Source organism: Bacillus benzoevorans (assembly GCF_014207535.1).
Taxonomy (GTDB): Bacteria; Bacillota; Bacilli; order Bacillales; family Cytobacillaceae; genus Bacillus_BD; species Bacillus_BD benzoevorans.
In genome coordinates this window covers 215,513-236,824 of record NZ_JACHGK010000002.1, presented here as the reverse complement: position 1 = coordinate 236,824, position 21,312 = coordinate 215,513, and the positions used below count along the sequence as shown (strand labels likewise).

At 42.2% G+C, this 21,312-nt stretch carries 19 protein-coding genes; 16 read left to right on the top strand and 3 right to left on the bottom strand.

All coding sequences use genetic code 11. The features are described 5' to 3' along the window. Nucleotides 1–7: 7 nt before the first annotated feature. Nucleotides 8–1,576 carry a spore germination protein gene (locus HNR53_RS04425; RefSeq protein WP_221452216.1) on the bottom strand — a complete coding sequence of 523 codons (1,569 nt, stop codon included), beginning with the start codon at nt 1,574–1,576 and terminating at the stop codon, nt 8–10. 129 nt (nt 1,577–1,705) lie between these two features. Here HNR53_RS04425 and HNR53_RS04420 point away from each other — a divergent pair, with 129 nt between their 5' ends. The 4 genes from HNR53_RS04420 to HNR53_RS04405 all read left to right on the top strand — a co-directional run bounded on the left by HNR53_RS04420 (nt 1,706) and on the right by HNR53_RS04405 (nt 6,321). Further along, nucleotides 1,706–3,148 (top strand): FMN-binding glutamate synthase family protein, encoded by a 1,443-nt coding sequence (locus tag HNR53_RS04420; RefSeq protein WP_184523235.1) that lies wholly within the window; start codon nt 1,706–1,708, stop codon nt 3,146–3,148. Between the two features lie 209 nt (nt 3,149–3,357). Beyond that, entirely contained in the window at nt 3,358–4,542 is a 1,185-nt protein-coding gene (deoB, locus tag HNR53_RS04415; protein WP_184523233.1) for a phosphopentomutase, read from the top strand. 57 nt (nt 4,543–4,599) lie between these two features. Next, on the top strand, nt 4,600–5,901 hold the full coding sequence (locus HNR53_RS04410) for a pyrimidine-nucleoside phosphorylase (protein ID WP_184523231.1): 1,302 nt from the start codon (nt 4,600–4,602) through the stop codon (nt 5,899–5,901). 24 nt (nt 5,902–5,925) lie between these two features. Then, entirely contained in the window at nt 5,926–6,321 is a 396-nt protein-coding gene (locus HNR53_RS04405; RefSeq protein WP_184523229.1) for a cytidine deaminase, read from the top strand. Nucleotides 6,322–6,380: 59 nt separating this feature from the next. Here the strand turns inward: HNR53_RS04405 and trhA are convergent, their stop codons facing one another. Then, nucleotides 6,381–7,019, bottom strand: a complete 639-nt coding sequence (gene trhA / locus HNR53_RS04400; protein WP_184523227.1) for a PAQR family membrane homeostasis protein TrhA — start codon at nt 7,017–7,019, stop codon at nt 6,381–6,383. 234 nt (nt 7,020–7,253) lie between these two features. Here trhA and HNR53_RS04395 point away from each other — a divergent pair, with 234 nt between their 5' ends. The 5 genes from HNR53_RS04395 (at nt 7,254) to HNR53_RS04375 (ending at nt 10,775) form a co-directional block, all read left to right on the top strand. Further along, nucleotides 7,254–7,844: a class I SAM-dependent methyltransferase gene (locus HNR53_RS04395; protein ID WP_184523225.1), complete on the top strand. Its 591-nt coding sequence runs from the start codon at nt 7,254–7,256 to the stop codon at nt 7,842–7,844. A gap of 47 nt (nt 7,845–7,891) precedes the next feature. After that, nucleotides 7,892–8,632 (top strand): hypothetical protein, encoded by a 741-nt coding sequence (locus HNR53_RS04390; RefSeq protein ID WP_184523223.1) that lies wholly within the window; start codon nt 7,892–7,894, stop codon nt 8,630–8,632. Between the two features lie 182 nt (nt 8,633–8,814). After that, complete coding sequence (locus tag HNR53_RS04385; protein ID WP_184523221.1) at nt 8,815–8,967, top strand: BH0509 family protein; 153 nt, start codon at nt 8,815–8,817, stop codon at nt 8,965–8,967. A 246-nt stretch (nt 8,968–9,213) separates the two neighbouring features. After that, nucleotides 9,214–9,870 carry a phosphatase PAP2 family protein gene (locus HNR53_RS04380; protein WP_246439281.1) on the top strand — a complete coding sequence of 219 codons (657 nt, stop codon included), beginning with the start codon at nt 9,214–9,216 and terminating at the stop codon, nt 9,868–9,870. A gap of 320 nt (nt 9,871–10,190) precedes the next feature. Next, nucleotides 10,191–10,775: a manganese efflux pump MntP gene (locus tag HNR53_RS04375; protein WP_184523219.1), complete on the top strand. Its 585-nt coding sequence runs from the start codon at nt 10,191–10,193 to the stop codon at nt 10,773–10,775. Between the two features lie 195 nt (nt 10,776–10,970). Here the strand turns inward: HNR53_RS04375 and HNR53_RS04370 are convergent, their stop codons facing one another. Further along, nucleotides 10,971–12,791: a helix-turn-helix domain-containing protein gene (locus tag HNR53_RS04370; protein WP_184523217.1), complete on the bottom strand. Its 1,821-nt coding sequence runs from the start codon at nt 12,789–12,791 to the stop codon at nt 10,971–10,973. Between the two features lie 359 nt (nt 12,792–13,150). Between HNR53_RS04370 and HNR53_RS04365 the strand changes: the two genes are divergently transcribed. From HNR53_RS04365 to HNR53_RS04335, 7 genes are all read left to right on the top strand, one after another. Further along, complete coding sequence (locus HNR53_RS04365; RefSeq protein ID WP_184523705.1) at nt 13,151–14,293, top strand: acyl-CoA dehydrogenase; 1,143 nt, start codon at nt 13,151–13,153, stop codon at nt 14,291–14,293. A 57-nt stretch (nt 14,294–14,350) separates the two neighbouring features. Continuing rightward, nucleotides 14,351–15,712, top strand: coding sequence for an acetyl-CoA carboxylase biotin carboxylase subunit (gene accC, locus HNR53_RS04360; protein WP_184523215.1), 1,362 nt, complete (start codon nt 14,351–14,353; stop codon nt 15,710–15,712). Nucleotides 15,713–15,724: 12 nt separating this feature from the next. Continuing rightward, nucleotides 15,725–15,937 (top strand): acetyl-CoA carboxylase biotin carboxyl carrier protein subunit, encoded by a 213-nt coding sequence (locus tag HNR53_RS23135; RefSeq protein ID WP_184523213.1) that lies wholly within the window; start codon nt 15,725–15,727, stop codon nt 15,935–15,937. Nucleotides 15,938–15,957: 20 nt separating this feature from the next. Next, a complete protein-coding gene (locus HNR53_RS04350; RefSeq protein WP_184523212.1) occupies nt 15,958–16,887 on the top strand; it encodes a hydroxymethylglutaryl-CoA lyase in 930 nt (309 codons plus the stop codon). A 1-nt stretch (nt 16,888) separates the two neighbouring features. Next, nucleotides 16,889–17,671: an enoyl-CoA hydratase gene (locus HNR53_RS04345; protein ID WP_184523210.1), complete on the top strand. Its 783-nt coding sequence runs from the start codon at nt 16,889–16,891 to the stop codon at nt 17,669–17,671. Between the two features lie 52 nt (nt 17,672–17,723). Continuing rightward, nucleotides 17,724–19,685 carry an acetate--CoA ligase gene (locus tag HNR53_RS04340; RefSeq protein ID WP_184523208.1) on the top strand — a complete coding sequence of 654 codons (1,962 nt, stop codon included), beginning with the start codon at nt 17,724–17,726 and terminating at the stop codon, nt 19,683–19,685. Nucleotides 19,686–19,749: 64 nt separating this feature from the next. Then, nucleotides 19,750–21,294: an acyl-CoA carboxylase subunit beta gene (locus HNR53_RS04335; RefSeq protein ID WP_184523206.1), complete on the top strand. Its 1,545-nt coding sequence runs from the start codon at nt 19,750–19,752 to the stop codon at nt 21,292–21,294. Nucleotides 21,295–21,312: the final 18 nt, after the last annotated feature.

Genomic DNA, 21,312 nt, shown 5'->3' with positions numbered 1-21,312 from the left:
ACGTTTTTTACTGGTTCTTCTTAGGTGGACCTGGCATTTGTCTGGAAGCTTGGCGGTATACATTTGAAGCCATACGATTATGCGGGCGGGTATCAAGCATCCACAAAGGGGCACGCCATAGAACATCCTTCAATTCACGTGTTTTTAACGGCGCTAATGGTTCTAAGTAAGGCATGCCAAATGAACGCAATGTGCATAAATGGATGGCTATCGCGATGACACACAGCATAACGCCCAGTAAACCTAAAGTAGAGGCCAGCAGCATAATCGGAAACCTGAGCATGCGAATCGCAATACCTGCCACATAACGAGGTACCATAAAGGAAGAAATCCCTGTAATGGCGACAATGATGACCATTGGTGCCGAGACCAAACCCGCTTGAACGGCTGCTTGCCCGATAACAAGGGCGCCCACAATGCTGACAGCAGAACCCATTTGTTTCGGCATACGAATCCCAGCTTCGCGCAGTGCTTCAAATGAAATTTCCATCAATAGTGCTTCCACAATAGCAGGAAATGGGACTGCTTCTCGGGAGGCAGCAATACTGAGCAGCAGGGGTGCCGGGACCATTTCTTGATGGAAGGTCATAAGCGCTACGTATAAAGATGGCAGTAAAAGAGAGATAGCTAGAAATAAATAGCGAAGCCATCGTATTAAGGTGCCGACCATGTAACGCTGGTAGTAATCCTCGTGTGATTGAATCAGTGAAAAAAAAGAAATGGGAGCAATTAAACAAAAGGGCGTTCCTTCTACAAGAATCACGGCACGTCCTTCTAATAAATTTGCACACGCGATATCGGGCCGTTCTGTCGACATGATTTGCGGGAATGGAGAGTAAGGATTATCCTCTATCATTTCCTCGATATATTGACTTTCCAAAACCCCGTCTATCTCAATTCGATTCAGCCTTGCTGTCATTTCATCAATTAAACTTTGTTCTGCAATCCCTTCAATATAGGCAAGGATGACATTTGTCTTTGTATATCTCCCGATTTTCAATGACTTCATTTTCAATGCGGGACTTTTAATAATTCTGCGTAAAAGCGAGGCGGCGGTATCAAGCGATTCAGTAAATCCCTCCCGTGAACCCCTGATACTGCCTTCGGCAACGGGTTCATCAATGGCCCGCTTTTCCCATTTCGCAAAGCCTAAAGAGTATCCAAAAGTTTCTCCATCGCAAAGAAGCAAAGGATTCCCATTTGCGATGGATTCAATGCAATCAGCTATCAGCGTGACTTTTCCCATTTGAGAAATCGGTAGTTGATTTTCAAGAATATCAAAAGAAGCATCTTCAGGTTTTTCCTGCATTAAAGGAGTAAGGACAAAATTCTCTACGGCTTCAATATCCGAAAGGCCTTTAATATAGATAATGACTGCTTTTTTTTGCCCAAAAAGTATAAATGAACGAAAGAACACATCTGAACAATTTTGATAGATGGTACGAAAAAAGGTAACGTTTTGGGTGAAATTATCATTTAGTACATCTTGAAACGCTTGCGAATCCTTCTGATTGATAGGAACAGGAGGCTTCTTTGCTGACGGCTTTTTTAATAATTTATCAATATTGCGAATCAAGCGGAGCCCTCCTTCAAAGAACAAAATAGTCTTGGTTTAGTTTAATATTTCCATGGGTAACATATTTATCCATTATTTTGCCATAATAAAACCATCATATTTAATGGACGGATTGGTGATAAAGTGACTATGATGAACATTTTGCTCTATTTATCGTTTGCTATAATTTCCATTATTTTTATTTCTATCCTATTTTTCCTATCCCGTTGGCGACTCATTGCCCAAAAAGTAGTAAAACAAACAGGTGAAATTCTGTTAACGGACAGATACTCAGAAAATATTCTGGAAATCATTCCTGGTTTTCGGCATATGGGGATACAAAATGTTCTAGAAAACAGCCTGCGTGCTCATTCAGGTGAGATTCTTCACCGCCCGCTGGGTTCCAGCAAAAAATGGCCGCATTTAGAGCCGATTACGTTTATCCCGGTGCAGACGGCATCCTTTCCCATTCAGTCTGATAAGGATGTCGATATTAAAGTCATTATTGGACCCAAAGCGAAAAAACCGATGGAAATTCACATTCCGATCATGATTAGCGGCATGGCTTACGGAGTTTCTCTTAGTGAACAGGTGCGGCTTTCATTAGCAGAAGCGGCAAAAAATACAGGGACGTCAATCAATTCAGGGGAAGGAGCCGTTTTACCTGAAGAGTTAGCGACAGCAGGGAAATATGTCCTTCAATTTTCCAAGGCAGAATGGTCAAAGGAAGAAGAACTCCTTACCCAGGTAGATATGATTGAATTAAAATTGGGGCAGGGAGCTTTGTTAGGGACGGGAGCGAAGATTCCGCCTGGTGATTTGATCGGACGTCCACGTGAAATAATGGGGCTGAAAGAAAATGAAGATGCCGTTATTTTTGATAATTTTTTTGCCGACCAAACGTTAGAGGACTTAAAGCAATTAATTTCGAGGCTGCGTGAGCTCACGGATGGTATTCCCATTGGGGTAAAAATGGGAGCAGGAGGAAGGCTTGAAGAGGATCTCGATCATGTTGTTGCATTAGGAGTAGACTTTATTACAATCGATGGAGGACAGGGCGGCTCATATGCTGCACCGCCCATATTAGCGGATGATATGGGGATCCCGACCCTGCATGCTGTCGTACGTGCAGCCAATTATTTAGAAAAAAGAAAATTAAAGGGGCAAATCAGTTTAATCGTATCAGGAGGACTTTTTGTACCGGGGCAGTTTTTTAAAATACTCGCATTAGGGGCTGACGCCGTTTGCATTGCCTCTGCAATGTTATTTGCTGTAACCCATACGCAAACGTTAAATGCACTGCCATTTGAACCGCCAACACAGGCTGTCTGGAATCAAGGGAAATTTCGGGATGAATATAATCGTGAGGAAGGTGTAACGTCTGCTGAGAAATTCTTAACTTCATGTGCAGAAGAAATAAAAATCGGGTTAAGAGCAATGGGGAAACGGTCGCTCAAAGAGATGTCAAAAGATGATTTAGTTTCGTATGACGAACTAGTGTCTAAAAAATTGGGAATTCCCTTTTCATTTAATGCAAGGGAAGTAGGAAACCAGGCAGGAAAGGATTTCAAGAAAAATCCATCTAACTTCTGAATTCAGCAGATGGATGATGGGTTTCATTATAAAGGAGAGATGTGTAGCATGGGCAAAGAGTATGTAAATTAATGTTAAGAAATAAACTGAACTGTATAGTCCTTATTGTTTGGGCTTATGAATCATTTGCGATTATAATTGGGATATCATTCCAAGGCTGATTTGCTTAAATATATTCTTAACTTGGTAGAAACTTGGAGGCGTATAGTATGACACAACGATTTAAACGTATTCATGTACTAGTAATGGATTCCGTTGGGATTGGCGAGGCTCCTGATGCGGCGCAATTTGATGATATTGGTGCGGATACATTAGGCCATATTGCCCGCGAGAAAGGCGGATTAAACCTGCCAAACCTAGCGAAACTCGGATTAGCAAATATCAAGCCGATTACAGGGGTTCAGCCTGCTTTGCAGCCGCTGGCAAGCTTCGGAACCATGCAGGAAAAATCGGCTGGAAAAGACACAATGACAGGCCACTGGGAAATCATGGGCTTGTATATCGATACGCCATTCCGCGTATTTCCAGACGGGTTTCCACAGGAATTAATCGATAAAATTGAAGCTTTCTCCGGAAGAAAAGTCATCGGAAATAAGCCTGCAAGCGGCACGGAAATCATAAAAGAGTTAGGGGAAGAACAACTGAAAACAGGTGCGTTAATTGTTTATACTTCAGCGGATTCTGTGCTTCAGATTGCAGCACATGAAGGTGCCATTCCGCTTGTTGAACTATATAAAATCTGTGCTTACTGCAGGGAGATTACCCGCGATGATCCCTATATGATTGGCCGGATTATAGCACGACCGTATATTGGTACGAATGCCGAGGATTTTCAACGTACATCCAATCGCCACGATTATGCCCTGAAGCCTTTTGGCGAGACCGTAATGAATCATCTTAAAGTTGAAGGATTAGATTGTATTGCCCTTGGGAAAATTTCTGATATTTATGATGGGGAAGGGGTTACGGAAGCAATTCGCACCACTTCGAATATGGACGGAATGGATCAATTTATTGCCATGCTTGACCGTGATTTTCATGGTTTGAGCTTTATCAACCTGGTAGATTTTGACGCCGCGTACGGGCACCGCCGGGATCCAATTGGATATGGCGATGCATTAGAAGCCTTTGATGCCCGCCTGCCGGAGGTGTTTGAAAAAATGCAACAAGACGATCTGCTAATCATTACCGCTGATCACGGCAACGATCCGACCTATAAAGGCACGGATCATACTCGGGAATATGTACCGCTGCTTGTCTATTCCAAAAAACTTTCTGGAGGTAAAAATCTTGGCGTTCGCAAAACCTTTGCCGATCTTGGGGCCACCGTGGCCGATAATTTCAGCGTAAAAATGCCCCAGCACGGAACCTCTTTTCTAAGCGAGCTGCTGTAACGAATCGCGCAGCCAACAAGGGAGGGATCGAATAAGTGAAGAAGGACTGTGATAACTATGAGAATGATCGATATCATTGAAAAGAAACGCGACGGTCATGAATTAACAACGGAAGAAATTCAATTTTTTATTCATGGGTATACATCTGGCGCCATTCCTGACTATCAGGCAAGTGCACTGGCAATGGCGATCTTTTTTCAGGATATGACGGAAAAGGAACGAGCTGACTTAACGATGGCTATGGTTCATTCAGGAGCTACGATCGACCTTTCGGGGATTGAAGGGATTAAAGTAGATAAGCATTCAACAGGGGGAGTAGGCGATACGACTACCCTAATCCTTGCTCCTTTAGTAGCAGCTGTCGGTGTTCCAGTGGCAAAAATGTCCGGCCGCGGACTCGGACATACAGGCGGCACGATTGATAAACTGGAATCCATAGCAGGCTTTCATGTTGAAATGACGAATGGGCAATTTATCGAACTCGTGAACAAAAATAAGGTAGCGGTTATCGGCCAGTCCGAAAATTTAACTCCGGCCGATAAAAAACTGTACGGATTGCGAGACGTAACAGGAACCGTCAATTCTATCCCGTTAATTGCCAGCTCAATTATGTGCAAGAAAATAGCAGCCGGCGCAGATGCCATCGTCCTTGATGTCAAAACAGGTGCCGGAGCATTTATGAAAACGGAGGAGTCAGCGATCGAATTAGCCCATGCTATGGTGAAGATTGGGAATAATGTCGGCCGCCAAACGATCGCCGTTATTTCGGATATGTCACAGCCTTTAGGTTTTGCCATCGGCAACGCATTGGAGGTAAAAGAAGCGATTGATACGTTAAGAGGGCAGGGTCCGAAAGATTTAACGGAATTGGTTCTCACATTAGGCAGTCAGATGGTGGTTTTAGCGAAAAAGGCTGATTCTATGGAAGAAGCCCGCAAGATGCTGACTGTAGTAATAAAGAATGGTCAGGCCATTGAGAAATTTAAAGAGTTTGTATCCTCTCAAGGCGGAGATGCCTCGGTAGTGGACCATCCGGAATATTTGCCGCAGGCCTCTTATCAAATTGATGTCCCTGCTAAGGTGGACGGCACGGTTTCTGAAATTATCGCTGATGAAATCGGGAAGGCAGCCACGATGCTTGGTGCCGGCCGTGCGACGAAAGAGGATGTAATTGATTTAGCGGTTGGGCTTGTGTTACATAAAAAGATCGGTGATGCAGTGAAAAAAGGTGAATCTTTAATCACGATTCATTCCAATCGCGAAGATGTTCACGATGTAATGGAAAAAATCTATGAAAATATTCGAATATCCAACCATGCCGATGTTCCAAAATTAATTCATACAATTATGACAGTATAAACGCCGCAGGAAAGGAAGAGCAGGATGACGGACAAACAATTAATCGAAGAAGCGAAAAAGGCGAGAAAAATGGCTTATGCACCATACTCCCAATTTGAGGTAGGTGCGGCTCTTCTCACAAGTGACGGCAAGGTGTACCATGGCTGTAACATTGAAAATGCAGCCTACAGTATGTGTAACTGTGCCGAGCGTACGGCATTATTTAAAGCCTATTCAGAAGGGGAGCGGGATTTTAAAATGATGGCTGTCATTGCCGATACAGACCGCCCCGTTACTCCCTGCGGCGCCTGCCGCCAAGTGATAAGCGAATTATGTCCAAGCAGCATGATTGTCATCTGCTCAAATCTTCAGGGCGATGTGGCGCAAACATCAGCAGAAGCTTTATTGCCAGGGGCATTTTCGAAAGCGGATTTAGACTAATTAAGTATTACACTATGAAAAAGGTGTCTGCAAATATTTTCATCGCAGACACCTTTTACTTAGGGCAGCAGATAAAGTACAGCAAAGAAGTGGCAGACTGTCCCGGCGAGGACAAAGACATGCCAAACAGCGTGGTGATGTTTGAATAATTGCCATATATAAAAAACAGCACCGAATGTATAGCAGAGACCGCCAGCTGCCAACAGGATTAAGCCTGTTGGATGAAGACTGGAAACTAAATCATTCCAAACAAAAACAATCAACCAGCCCATCACGACATAAAGCAGCGTAGAAGTATAAAGATATTTTTTTACGAAAAAAGATTTAAATACCGTACCACCAATAGCCAGTCCCCAGACGATACCGAAAAGCGTCCAACTGATCCACCCCTTCACCGCAATAAACAAAAACGGTGTATAGGTTCCGGCGATAAAGAAATAGATCGAGGTATGATCCATAATTTCGAAAAAGTCTTTCGCCCGTCCCGGTTTCAGTGCATGCAGCAAAGTGGACGAGGTATATAAAAGAACCATTGTCACCCCAAATAAAGTAAAGCCGACAATATGCCAGGCATTCCCATACAGTGAGGCAAACACGATTAAAATGACGAGTGCAGCGATACTAAGCAGTGTTCCGATTCCATGAATAATGGAATTCGATAGTTCTTCTTCTTTTGAAAAAACATGGGTATTGGCCAACTCTGTAACCTGCCTTTCGTGTTTCTTGATAGATTTAGAATTTCTCTCAGTAATGAGAAATGTTTTGATTCTGCAAATTTTTTCCATTCTAAAAGGAAGAGCATTTCAACATTATAATCCTTTGCGGGAAGGATGGATAGTGACACTTATCATGAGCCGGATCATGATTTTGGACAGAAAAAATAGTATATAATAGTATAATAATGATTCATGATCTGGAGTGAAAAGGATAAGATGAGTGAGAATTTTGCCAAATGGTATGATCCATTAATGAATCCATTGGAGCAGACTGTTTTTAAAAAAATCCGTCAAGATTTGATTCAGCGGGCTAACGGCAGGGTTATGGAATTAGGTTCGGGCACGGGAATTAACTTTCCGCTCTACAAAGATGTAGAAAACGTAACCGCGATCGAACCAAACCCATATATGATCCAGCGGTCACTGAATAAAAAAGAAAAAGCTTCTGTGCCAATAACAGTTTTGCAGCAGAGCGCCGAGGAACTGCCCTTTTCGGATCATTCATTCGATACCGTTATAGCCACTCTAGTTTTTTGCACGATTCCCAATGTGGAACAGGCGTTGCAGGAAGTACACAGAGTCTGTAAGCCGGGAGGCAAAATCCTTTTATTTGAGCATGTGCTGATGGAGAATCCTGTTTTAGGAAAAATACAGACCCGCTTAACCCCTTATTGGTCGAAAATTTGTGACGGCTGCTGTTTAGACAGGGATACAGTAAGTGTTGTGCGACAGCAAGGTTTTGAAATGGTCGAACTGAAACAATATTACCGCGGACTGTTTATCATGATGGAATTTCAAAATCACTGAAATCGTCGATATAGCTAAACAAACTGCATCATTGAGGTGAAAGGACAATGACCATAGCCGGTTATGCAAAATTTCAAACATATAAGAATCTGCTGCTTTCGCTGCCGCAGATCGATGAAACTGCGCTAAAGAGCGAAGCGTTTTTATTAGATAAAGATGAAAAGAAAAATATTGAAATCTATTATGCTCCGTTTGAACATATAAATGAGCATGCTAAAGTGGTCATCGCCGGTATTACACCAGGACTGCATCAAATGAAAATCTCATACAATACGGTAAAACAGGCGACAGGAGACTTTACAGACGAAGAAATTCTTCATAAGGTGAAGAAAAACTCAAGCTTTGAAGGATCAATGAGAAAAAATCTAATCGGCATGCTCGATGAATTACAATTACAGAACTTTTTGGGGATATTTTCGACAAGTGAGCTTTTTGCTCAGAAAAGTGATTTAGTACATACGACATCAGTGATCACCTATCCAGTATTCAAGGCAGGGAAGAATTATAACGGTTCATCCCCAGACATATTAAAAACAGAACTGCTTAAGAAATATATCGTTGACAACTTTGTCACAGAGTTTCAAAGCTTGGATAATCCTCTGATTATTCCGCTCGGTGTAAATGTGGAAAAAGTGCTTGATTTTCTGGCACAACAGAAAGTGATAAAGGCTGATTCCATCCTGAGCGGATTTCCGCATCCATCCGGCGGTAACGGTCACCGCCATAAACAATTTGCCCATAACAAAAAGGGGATGGCTCTGAAATTGGAGCAATATTTTTCTCAATAATAAGAAATGGAAGATGAATCATGAACTCCTTTTGCTAAACTGGCAAGAGGGGTTCTTCATGTTTATTTATTTTAAAAAAATTAGAAAATTAAAATAAAAAGGTGGAAATTTTTCCTTAATCTGTTATATAATATAAACAATAAAACAAAACGTGTTATATAATAAAAAGGAGATGGTGGTAAATGATGACAAACCGAGAAAGAGATAACATGATCCAGTTTTTAATGAATTACTTCGGTGGGGAATTTAACCAATTAATGGATATGAGTGACCATTCGCTGGAACACACATACAACTTCGCCTACCAAAGGAAAGAAATGGAAAGTGATTTCTAAGGTATTATTCATTCCATCAAGAACCTTCTATAATAAAAAAAGAGTCTGATCCTAATCATAAAATGGATCAGGCTCTTTTTCATGAAGATAATACATAAAATTTTCTAAACGATAAGCAATTAGGTTGCATGAAAAGTTAGAAAGGAAGTAACATACAAAAGTATAGAATAAACAAATAATAGCCATACATATTCTGGTTTAACTATCAGCCAAGACGATCACTAAGAAAGGATGTCAAATTAAACGTTGAAAATACAATCGCCAACTTATATTTTATTAAGTATTCTCTCCTTAGCCGGCTTTAGTTTTATGGCCTACACCATTAGTGTCCATGAAGTGCTAATTTTCGATCGAAGGATTATTTCTATCGTCCAGGGCTGGGAAAACCCAATATTAACCTATATCATGAAGTTCTTTACGACAATTGGTTCATCCAACGTCACGATTGTATTATCTCTCATTATTTTGTTTTTTCTTTTTAAAGTATTGCATCACCGTTCTGAATTATTTGTATTCACGATTGTCATAATTGGCTCTTCTATACTGAATGGATTGTTAAAACAGATATTTCACCGGGCGCGCCCTGAGCTCCATCGAATCATAGATATTGGCGGATATAGTTTTCCAAGTGGACATGCTATGAATGCCTTCACCTTTTACGGCATCTTAACTTTCCTGCTATGGCGTCATATAACAGTAAAACAGGGAAGAATCATCTTAATTTGGAGCAGTTCAATTATGATTTTCATGATTGGCTTAAGCCGTGTCTATTTAGGTGTCCATTACCCAAGTGATATCATTGGCGGCTATTTGGGAAGCGGCTGTTGGCTGGCGCTTTCGATATGGACTTTCCAGCTTTATAAAGAAAAACAATCCCGGCGGCAAATGGTTTGGAATGAATGATGCGTTCCTCAGGTTTTAGCGCAAGATATTTTTGGGGAAATATTTTTACGCTAAAACCTTCTCTGTCTACGATGTTCAACTTTCTCGCATCATCTACATGAAGTTTAAATCCCGTTCCCTCTAATTTTCCACTATTACCATATAGGTTTCACTGGTCCAACTTATTTTCGTATAATAAAGATTTTAAAATCTATCCAAAAAGGTTTCCGTAGACCTAAATTAATTGTATATGATACCATTTATATACTAAAAATGTCGATTAAGGCGGAATGGTGTCGTTTACATGTATTCGAAAGCCTCCGAACAAAGGAGTGTAGGGATTGGGTCTTATTGAATTATTTTTGATTGCCATAGGGGTATCGATGGATGCATTTGCTGCTTCTATCTGCAGGGGCTTATCGTTAAAGAAGTTTAATATTAAAACGGCCGTTATTGTCGGGCTGTATTTTGGAAGTTTTCAGGCTGTTATGCCTTTGCTTGGCTATCTGCTTGGTGTCCAGTTCCAAGATCTCATAGAAGACATTGATCATTGGATTGCCTTTGCCTTGCTGGTGATTATTGGCATTAATTTTATTAGGGAATCACGAAAAGAATGCGCTAACAATGAAGAGAACCATGCCCATATTTTTTCCCCGCTGAGTTTTAAAATCATGTTTGTCCTTGCTTTTTCCACCAGTATTGATGCCCTCGCGGTAGGTGTTAGTTTTGCCTTTCTCAAGGTATATATTGTTCCGGCTATTTTGTTTATTGGTCTTGTAACATTTTTCATGTCTATCATCGGAGTAAAAATAGGGAATACATTCGGCACAAAATTTAAAGCCAGCGCTGAATTCGCCGGCGGCGTTATTTTAATCCTAATCGGGATTCATATTTTGTTAGAACATTTAGGAATCATCCGGTTTTAAAGCGAGATGAAAGAATGGTTTCAAATTTGAACTTCATTCAGCAGAAGAGCCCAACATAGTTGAGGGTAAAGGATTTTAAGAGTATATATATTTATGATAATATTATTATGTTAACCTGTGAATTTGATGTCTGATAGAAGGAGAACATGGTTAAACAGGGGAGTTTGCCATATTGTCCTTCACATAGTGTTAAACTTAAGATTTTTCAATGGCGGACAGCTGTTCAGTATGTCCGCATAAACTTACTGCTAGATGAAGATTAAGCAGCTGCGTGCCCGCTGTTAAATCAAGCGATAGGATTTCTTCAATTCTTTTTAATCGGTAATTAAGTGTATTGATGTGGACATGCAGAGTTTCTGCGGTCCTTTTCGTATTTTTGTTTTTCTCCAAATAAATGTAAAGCGTTTTCAATAATTCCCCATTTCTAGATTCATCGTACTCAATCAGGGGTCCGAGAACCTCATGGATAAATTCATGTACTTCTTCTTCGGAATGTTGCAGAATGAATCTTTGTATACCTAGATCGGAGTAGCTAATTATCCGATTTTCACAACGAAACCGCTGGATATATTTCAGACACTTTTCAGCCTCTTGCAATGAATACTGGACATTCAATAATCCCTGCTTCATCCTGCCAATTCCAAAAGCAGCCTTCACATTCCAATTTCGCTGTTGTATTTCCTGCTGAATCAGCTTCACTTTGCCCTTAATATGGGAAATTAGCCATGCACTTTCGCTTTGGTTTGGATTAGAGAGAAGAACAACGATTTGATTTTGATGTTCAACTGTCATATTTTGTGTCAGACTGTCGGTTAGGCTTTGATGGATAAGCTGAATCATTTTTCGCATAAAACCATCCCTTGAAAGCATTGGATTGGATGTTGGCTGAAACTCAATAATCATAGCAACATAGTTTAGCGAAGGATCGAAGTTAAGACTTTTTGCTTTTTGAATCAAAGCCTCATCTATATGCCCGGAATAAAGCTTCTTAACAAATTCTCCGTTCAGCCGCTGCTGGGTGTCAAATACCGCCTGTTCTTTAAAAAGTTCTAATGAAAGGACCGTGCAGGCATGTTCTAAAGCGGCTATATCCATCCCGTTCATTTTTTTAGCCGAAAGAATCAGCAAAAGTCCAAGGAAATTTGGTCTCGAACCAAGCGGGAAGCAGACTAAATGATAATGAGTACCTTCGATTCTCATTTCTGTTACTTCCAAATTATTTTTGTTCGATTTCACAAATAAACCAGCTTTTTTTCTTACCAGTTTTAAAAGGGCCGAGGAGGGTTCGGCAAGATATGATGCTGCCACTAGTTCTCCTAAATCATCAAATAGAAAGGTATTTTGTCCAATCCATTGGTGGATATTTTGCAGAATAGAATGCAGACCTTCCCCTTGCAGAACAAGATAGGCCAAATTCCTATGAACCTCAATCGAATTTGAAAGCTTTTGTACAGTATCTTCCTTTTCTTTATAAAGGTTGGATCTTTCTAAAGCAACAGCAGCCTGATGGCAGATAGCCTCTAATAGATTCATATCTTCTGCTTTAAAATTTAATGATTGCTGGAAAGAATCCAACGTAAAGACGCCGATACTCTGACCATTTAGAACTATGGGGGAAGAAATAACAGATGAAAAGGAAAAATTCTCCGGAATCGATTGTGTGAGCAGGCTGCCATTTTTCGAAGACAGGGTGGCTAAAGCATCCTTGATTTCTTTTTCGCTGGGAAAAAAGACAGACTTTCCTGCTTGAAATGTCATACCGGTCATAGATTCACCGGGTTTTAAGCGAATTTGCTGAAAGATTTTTGGATAAAAAACACCTTGGGCGGATTGGGCAATCAGAATATCCTTATTTTTATCGTATAACCACAAGGAGCCACCTTCAGCTGCATCCACAACGGAAATCGTTTCACTTAGCATTAATTCAAAAATCGTATTGATATCAAATGACGTATTTAATAGGTTTGATATGTGGATTAATGATTGAAGCTGGCGCCGCGTTAAAGTATCTTCCATATGTATTCTCCTCGCCAATGATTAGTAGAACATCATTTCACAAAAATTTGTCTAAAGAAACAAAAGGTCAGTTGATTCAACAAAGGTCTAATCCATCATATACATATAGAAACGAAATCATTCCTTATAAAATATACTCATAAATAAATTGTATGAAAATTCAGACGAATTTTCAATCCTTCTATTTGTGTAAAAACTACAAACTTAAAGGACATATTTTCATGAATATCCACATAGTATTTTTCAATATTATTGGTAAGATTTATCTAAAGATTCAGAATTCTATAATAAATTAGATTGGATTTTTGCAATCTCTTATAATTCTTGAATGATTTCTGAAGAGAAAGGAATGAATGGAAATGAACTATGAATTAAGTGAAGAACAGTCCATGATCCGTAAAATGATGCGTGAGTTTGCAGAGGGAGAAGTAGCGCCCGGTGCCGATGAAAGAGATCGAACAGGAACGTTTCCACAGGAAATTTTTGAAAAGTTGGCTGAGTTGGGAATTATGGGTCTGCCATTTCCTGAGGAATACGGCGGGGGAGGGTCCGATACGGTCAGCTTTGCCATTACAGTAGAAGAATTAAGCCGGGTATGTGCCTCCACTGGGATTACATATTCTGCCCATATCTCATTAGGAGGAGCACCGATCCACCTGTTTGGTACAGAGCTGCAAAAGGAGAAATATTTAACACCATTATGTACTGGGGAATATTTGGGAGCCTTTGGTTTAACGGAGCCAAATGCGGGATCGGACGCCGGCGGAACGCAGACCACAGCAGTTTTAAATGGTGATCAGTGGACTGTAAACGGTACGAAATGTTTCATTACAAATGCCAGTTTCGCAAAAAATGTCGTGATTACAGCCGTAACAGACCGTTCCAAGGGAACAAACGGAATCAGCGCCTTTATTACTTCTACAGATGATCCGGGTTTTTCTGTTATGAGCAATTATGAAAAAATGGGCCTTCATGCTTCAAATACAACGGAATTAATTCTGGAAAATGTAAGCGTACCCAAGGAAAACCTTTTAGGTGAGGAAGGAAAAGGCTTTAAACAATTTCTCGCTACTCTTGATGGAGGAAGAATTGGGATTGGGGCGATGGCTGTCGGGATGGCACAAGGTGCTTATGAAAAAGCATTGCAATACGCGGGAGAAAGGAAACAATTTGGGCAAAGCTTATCGAAGTTTCAAGCCATTCAATTTAAACTAGCCGATATGGCGATGTACATTGAATTAGCACGAAATATGGTCTATAAAGCGGCCTGGTTAAAGGATAAGGGGCAGCGCTTTAAAAAAGAAGCAGCGATGGCAAAACTGTTTGCTTCTGAAATTTGTATGAAGGTCTGTGACCAAGCTGTACAGATTCATGGCGGATACGGCTATATGAAGGAATATCAGGTGGAAAGATTTTTCCGTGATGCGAAGCTGTTGGAAATCGGTGAAGGAACCTCCGAGGTGCAAAGAATGGTCATTGCGCGTGAAATTGGGTGTAAATAAGGAAGTATTGTCTCAAATAATCTGAATAATTTGAAAGTGATAAAAGGAGGGGATCATTTGTTTAAAAAGATACTAATTGCGAATCGCGGAGAGATAGCATGCCGGGTGATTCGCACATGCAAAGCATTGGGAATCCAAACCGTTGCCATTTATTCAGAAGCCGATAAAGAGGCACTTCATGTAAAAGAAGCCGACGAGTCCTATTACGTTGGCGAAGCAAAGGTCTCCGAGAGCTATCTCAATATGGAAAGGATTATTGAAATCACTCGTCTAACGGGCGCTGAGGCAATTCATCCAGGCTATGGGCTGCTTTCAGAAAATGCAGGGTTTGCCCGACTCTGTAAACAAGAAGGAATTACATTCATCGGTCCATCGCCTGATGTCATTGCCAAAATGGGCAGCAAAATTGAGGCCAGAAAAGTAATGGAACAGGCTGGAGTGCCGGTGGTTCCAGGAATTACGCACCCCTTAGCTGATGCCGAAGAGGCGGCAGCGGTTGCCGAGAAAATTGGTTATCCAATCATGCTGAAAGCATCTGCAGGCGGCGGCGGGATCGGAATGCAGATTGTGCACAATGAGGAAGAAATGCGCAAGGCTTTCGAGGGGAATCAAAAACGGGCGGCAAGTTTTTTCGGAAACGGTGAAATGTTTCTGGAAAGGTTTGTCGAAAACCCAAGGCATATTGAAATTCAAATTCTCGCGGATTCCTATGGCCATACCGTGTACTTATGGGAACGTGAATGCTCCATCCAGCGCCGTCATCAAAAGGTGGTGGAAGAAGCACCTTCGCCATTTTTAGATGAAGATACGCGGAGAAAGATGGGAGAAGCAGCAGTAAAAGCAGCAGAATCCATTGGTTACGAAAATGCGGGAACAATTGAGTTTCTCGTCGATCAAGAGAAAAACTTCTACTTTTTAGAGGTGAACACCCGCTTGCAGGTTGAACATCCGGTGACGGAAGAAATCACAGGCCTGGATTTAGTCGCAGAGCAGCTAAGGATAGCAGCAGGTCAAGCGCTGCCGTTTAACCAATCTGAGATACAACGGAAGGGCCATGCGATTGAGGTACGGATTTATGCGGAAGATCCGAAAACATTCTACCCTTCGCCTGGAAAAATTACGAAATTCGCTTTGCCAACAGGGCCGGGAATCCGTCATGAAACAGGCGTAACAAATGGGACCGTCGTTACTCCTTTCTATGATCCAATGATGGCAAAACTAATCGTAAAAGGGGATACACGTGAAGATACCATTCAGCTGTTAAAGGATGCATTATCCCGCTATGAAGTAGAAGGGATTAAAACAAATATTCCCATGCTCTTAAAAGTAATAGAACATGAGGCTTTCCGTTTTGGCGACACGACAACAAACTTTATAGAAAAGTATCTCCAGGAACAAAACAAAAAAGCAATGAAATAAGGAGGAAGATCAATGAATAATGTAAAAGCGGTGATGGCGGGAAATGTGTGGAAAATTTTGGTGAATGTAGGGGATCTGGTGGAGGATGGCCAGGATATTGCAATATTAGAATCAATGAAAATGGAAATTCCCATTGCCGCAGACTTTGGCGGCGTTGTGAAGGAAGTAAAAGTGAGTGAAGGTGATTTCGTCAATGAAGAAGATATTTTAATCGAATTCGAGTAAGCCAATGGGGTGGTGAAGAGATGAAATGGCCGGCAAATGTTCAGATTAAAGAGGTTGGACCAAGGGATGGTCTGCAAAATGAGAAGGCATTTCTGTCTACTGAAGATAAGATACACTTGATCAATCTCATGTCCCGAACAGGTTTGAACTACATTGAAATCACTTCTTTTGTGAATCCGAAGTGGATCCCGGCACTGTCGGATTCACTCGAGGTGGCAAAAAGGATTGAACGCGTTCCGGGTGTTACCTATGCGGCACTTGTCCCCAACCTACGTGGGTTGGATAAAGCAATAGAAGCGGATATCGAAGAAGTATCAGTCTTTATGTCCTCCAGTGAAACGCATAATCAAAAAAATATCAATAAGTCCATTGGCGATACCTTCCCTGTTCTAAAGGAAGTTGTACAGGAGGCGCAAATGGCTGGTAAAAATGTTCGTGGATATATCTCCACCGTGTTTGGTTGTCCTTATGAGGGCAAGGTCTCCGTTAATAATGTGATTCAAGTTGCCGACAAACTGTTAGAAATGGGGATCAGAGAAATATCACTGGGAGATACGATCGGTGCTGCCAGCCCCAAACAAGTGCAAATTATCCTTGAGAATCTATTAAAACGATATCCTATCGATAAGTTCGCTATGCATTTTCATGATACAAGGGGTACGGCATTAGCCAATGTACTCATGTCTCTTGAAATGGGAATAACCACATTTGATTCCTCTGCCGGAGGATTGGGAGGATGTCCATATGCGCCGGGTGCGTCAGGAAATGTTGCCACGGAAGACTTATTATATATGCTGCATCAAATGGGTATTCAAACCGGAATAAATGAAGAAAAGCAGCTGGAGGCAGCACAATTTATTCAAGAAAGAATAGGAAGAGCATTGCCGAGCCGCAGCCTCCAGGTATTTACCGGCAGACCTGCTCCTACAGTCAATGAGGGAGGGGAATAGAATGGAAAAAACAGTACATTTCAAAGTGATGGACAATGGTATTGCTCTCATTACGTTAAATCGCCCCCATGCAGCGAATGCTTTGTCAACAGAAATGTTGGAAGAATTAATGGCAAAACTCGATACGTGTAAATTTGACCCCTCTATTCGCTGTGTCATCATCACAGGAGCCGGGGGAAAAGTCTTTTGTGCCGGGGCAGACTTAAAAGAACGAGCGGGTATGGATGCGCAAACGGTAAAGAGGACGGTTTCATTGATTCGCGAGTGTATCAATCAAGTGGAAGGCTTGCCGCAGCCGGTGATTGCCGCCGTAAATGGGTCTGCTTTTGGCGGTGGTACGGAATTAGCTTTAGCCTGTGATATTCGTGTCGCAGCAGAAACAGCAAAATTTGGTCTTACAGAAACATCATTGGGTATTATTCCGGGTGCGGGAGGCACGCAGCGGCTGCCACGGCTGGTCGGAAAAGGGCGAGCAAAGGAATTGATTTTTACGGCGAGAAGAATCGATGCCTTGGAAGCACAGGAAATCGGCTTAGCGGAGTATGTGGTAACCTGTGAATCCTTGCTGGAAAAAGCATTTGAATTAGCCGGGCAAATTATCCGCAACGCTCCAATTGCATTGACTCAGGCAAAATTTGCTATAGATAAAGGCTGTGAAGTAGACCTGCAAACCGGGCTTTCGATCGAGCAAAACGCTTATGAGATCACGATTCCGACGAAGGATCGTTTGGAGGGACTGCAGGCATTTAAGGAGAAGCGGGCACCTCATTATAAAGGCGAATAATTAGATTGATAGATTCATAACAAAAACGGGTTTGAATTGGAGGCTGTATCAAATGGATGGAACCGGAATGGGACAAGCTGTCATAAATAGTAAGAAGTACTATCCAAGTGGGGAAAAGCAGCGGGCAACTTCATTAGGAAGCAGTGCTGTCTTTGAGGAACTTCTTTTGCAATCAAAGGAAGATCCAGCCGGCTTTTGGGATAAAGCGGCAAAGGAATTAATGTGGTACGAGCCTTGGCAGGAAACGATGACAGGGCAGCTGCCTGGTTTTAGTTTTTTTAAGGGAGGGATCAGCAACCCCTGCTACAACCTCCTCGACAGGCATATTGAGAATGGTGCTGCAAACCGAACGGCTCTGATCTGGGAAGGAGAAAACGGGGATTCGCAAATGTACACCTATTCCATGCTCTTAGCTGAAGTCAACCGTTTTGCCAATGTTCTAAAGTCATTCGGTGTCGGAAAAGGGGATGCTGTAGCCATCTTCCTGCCAAATTTGGCTGAAGCTTTTATCGCAATCCTGGCCTGCTTCCGCATTGGAGCTGTTTATAATACCATTTTCTCTGGTTTTTCGGAAAAGTCACTAAAGGACCGGCTCGTTAATTTTGAACCAAAAGTGATTGTCACAGCCGATGCCAGCCTTCGCCGCGGAAAAGTGATTCCATTAAAGGAAAAAATAGATGCTGTTGTCGGTGAGATGTCATATGTAAAAGGGGTCATTATCGTCAAGCGTCTTGGCATGAAACTGAAAATGGCACCGGGTAGAGATTATTGGTGGCATGAAATCAGGAAAACCGTTCCGATCACGTGCGAACCGGAGCGGTTGGAAGCAAATGATCCTGGGATTGTTTTCTATACAAGCGGGACGACTGGAAAGCCAAAAGGTGTCGTTCATTCGGGGATGGCATTCGTCGTGCAAAACCATATTTATGCAAAATATCATATGGATCACCATCCTGATGATATTTTCTGGTGCACGGCAGATGTTGGCTGGCTGACGATGCATATTTGGGGTGTAGTCGGCTCATTAGCAAATGGAGTGACAACAGTTGTTTATGAAGGGGCACCAGATTACCCGGAATCGGACCGTTTTTATCAAATTATAGAAAAATACCGGATCAATAAACTGTTCACGGCGCCAACAGCATTGCGGATGCTTAAAAGCCTTGGGGAAAAAAAGCTGGAGGCTTTTGATTTAAGCTGCCTTGATGTGATTTCCCTCGTAGGAGAACCTTTTGATCCGGAGACATGGCATTGGACGTATGAAAAGTTAGGTAGGAAGAATATCTATTTGAATAACACCTGGGGACAGACTGAAACAGCCGGATGTCCTTTAGCCGGTGCTGCCTGGCTGACACCGATGAAGCCGGGGTCCGTTGGCATGGAATTTTTAGGAGCTAAGATGGATATCGTTGATGAAAACGGAAATTCTGTACCGCCGGGTGTATTGGGGAATTTGGTTATCAGAGACCCATTCCCAATGCTGTGCCGGACACTGTGGAGAGAACCGGAACGCTACTATCAGGCGTATTTCAGCCAAGTTGAAGGCTGCTATTATGCAAGTGATCTTGCCTTTAAGGACCAGGATGGATACTTTTGGGTTGTCGGACGCTCGGATGATGCCTTTAATGTTGCCGGTCATCGTTTAAGTACGATGGAAATGGAAAGTGCCGTTCTCGAGTGTAAAGGTGTAGCTGAAACAGCTGTTTTTGGTATCCCTGATCCGATTAAAGGCGAGGTACCCATCGTTTTTGCCAAATTAGCTGATGGTTGTGAAGGCACGGATGAACTGAAAAGGCAAATCAGTCAAAGTATCGTCAACAACATTGGGCAAATCGCCAGACCGCAGCATATCTTGTTTACAAAGGCCTTGCCAAAAACGGTCAGCGGTAAAATCATGCGCCGCTTATTAAAAGAAATTGTCATCAAAGGAACCGTATCAGGCGATATTACTGGTCTGGAGGATCCAACAGTAGTGGAACAAATTAAAAACTTAATAACTTTAAAAAATCAATGAATACGCTTCACTTCGTATAAAAAATGAAATGGACTTCTTAAATGACAATAAGGGGGAGACGGCGATGTCAGTCAAATCGAATTCATTGGAAAAAACGCTTCAGGAGCGTGTGGAGAAAATCAAACAGGGCGGCGATGTGAAATATCATGAAAGCAATGCAGAAAAAGGGAAATTATTTGTCCGCGATCGGCTGAAGTTATTGTTTGACCCTGGTTTTGAATTAGAAGATGCTTTGTTTGCCAATTGCAACAATGAGGATCTCCCGGCTGACGGTGTGATAACGGCAATTGGAAAGATTAACGGTCAGACTGTTTGTGTGATGGCCAATGATTCAACTGTGAAAGCCGGTTCTTGGGGAGCGCGGACAGTAGAAAAGATCCTCCGTATTCAAGAAACGGCTGAAAAACTAAAAGTTCCGATGCTGTACTTAGTCGACTCTGCTGGGGCGAGGATTACGGATCAGATCGAAATGTTTCCCGGACGCAGGGGAGCAGGGCGGATTTTTTATAACCAGGTAAAGCTTTCAGGTAAGGTGCCGCAGATTTGTCTCCTTTTCGGTCCTTCGGCAGCAGGCGGTGCGTATATCCCTGCCTTCTGCGACATTGTTATTATGGTGGACGGGAATGCCTCAATGTATCTTGGATCACCGCGCATGGCGGAAATGGTCATCGGGGAAAAAGTGACTTTGGAGGAAATGGGCGGGGCCCGGATGCATTGTTCCGTTTCCGGCTGCGGGGATGTGCTGGCAAAAAATGATGAAGAGGCGATTACCCTGGCGCGAAATTATCTTTCCTATTTTCCGGCCAATTTTTCAATGAAGCCTTCTGAACAGCAGCCGGCTGCGGCAAAAGCCTTTGAAAAAACATTAGAGGAAATTGTGCCTGTCAATCAGAATGCCCCATTCAATATGCATGATTTTATTCAACGTATTATTGATGAAGAAAGCTTTTTTGAAATAAAAAAGCTGTTCGCTGCTGAACTCATTACCGGCTTAGCGCGGATGAACGGGAAGGTTGTCGGAATCGTTGCCAACCAGCCGCGGGTAAAGGGCGGTGTATTGTTCCATGATACGGCGGATAAGGCGGCGAAGTTCGTAAATCTTTGTGACGCCTTCAATATTCCATTACTGTTTCTCGTCGATGTGCCGGGATTTATGATTGGAACGAAGGTGGAGCGGGCAGGTATTATTCGTCACGGGGCAAAGATGGTCTCAGCTATATCTGAGGCAACTGTCCCGAAAATTTCTGTCATTGTCCGCAAAGCCTATGGGGCTGGTCTGTATGCGATGGCTGGTCCGGCATTTGAACCTGATTGCTGTCTGGCACTGCCGACAGCACAAATAGCCGTTATGGGACCGGAGGCCGCTGTGAATGCCGTTTTCTCTAATAAAATTGCTCAGCTTCCGGAAGAGGAAAAGGCCGCCTTTGTAGCGCAAAAGCGTGAAGAATACCGCCAAGATATCGATATCTACCGCCTGGCCTCAGAAATGATCATTGATGGCATTATTCCGGCAAACTCACTAAGGCAGGAATTAATCAAGCGTTTTGAAGCTTATTCATCAAAGGAACTGCGATTCTCAGAAAGAAAGCATCCGGTATATCCTGTATAAGTTTTGTTCTTACATTGA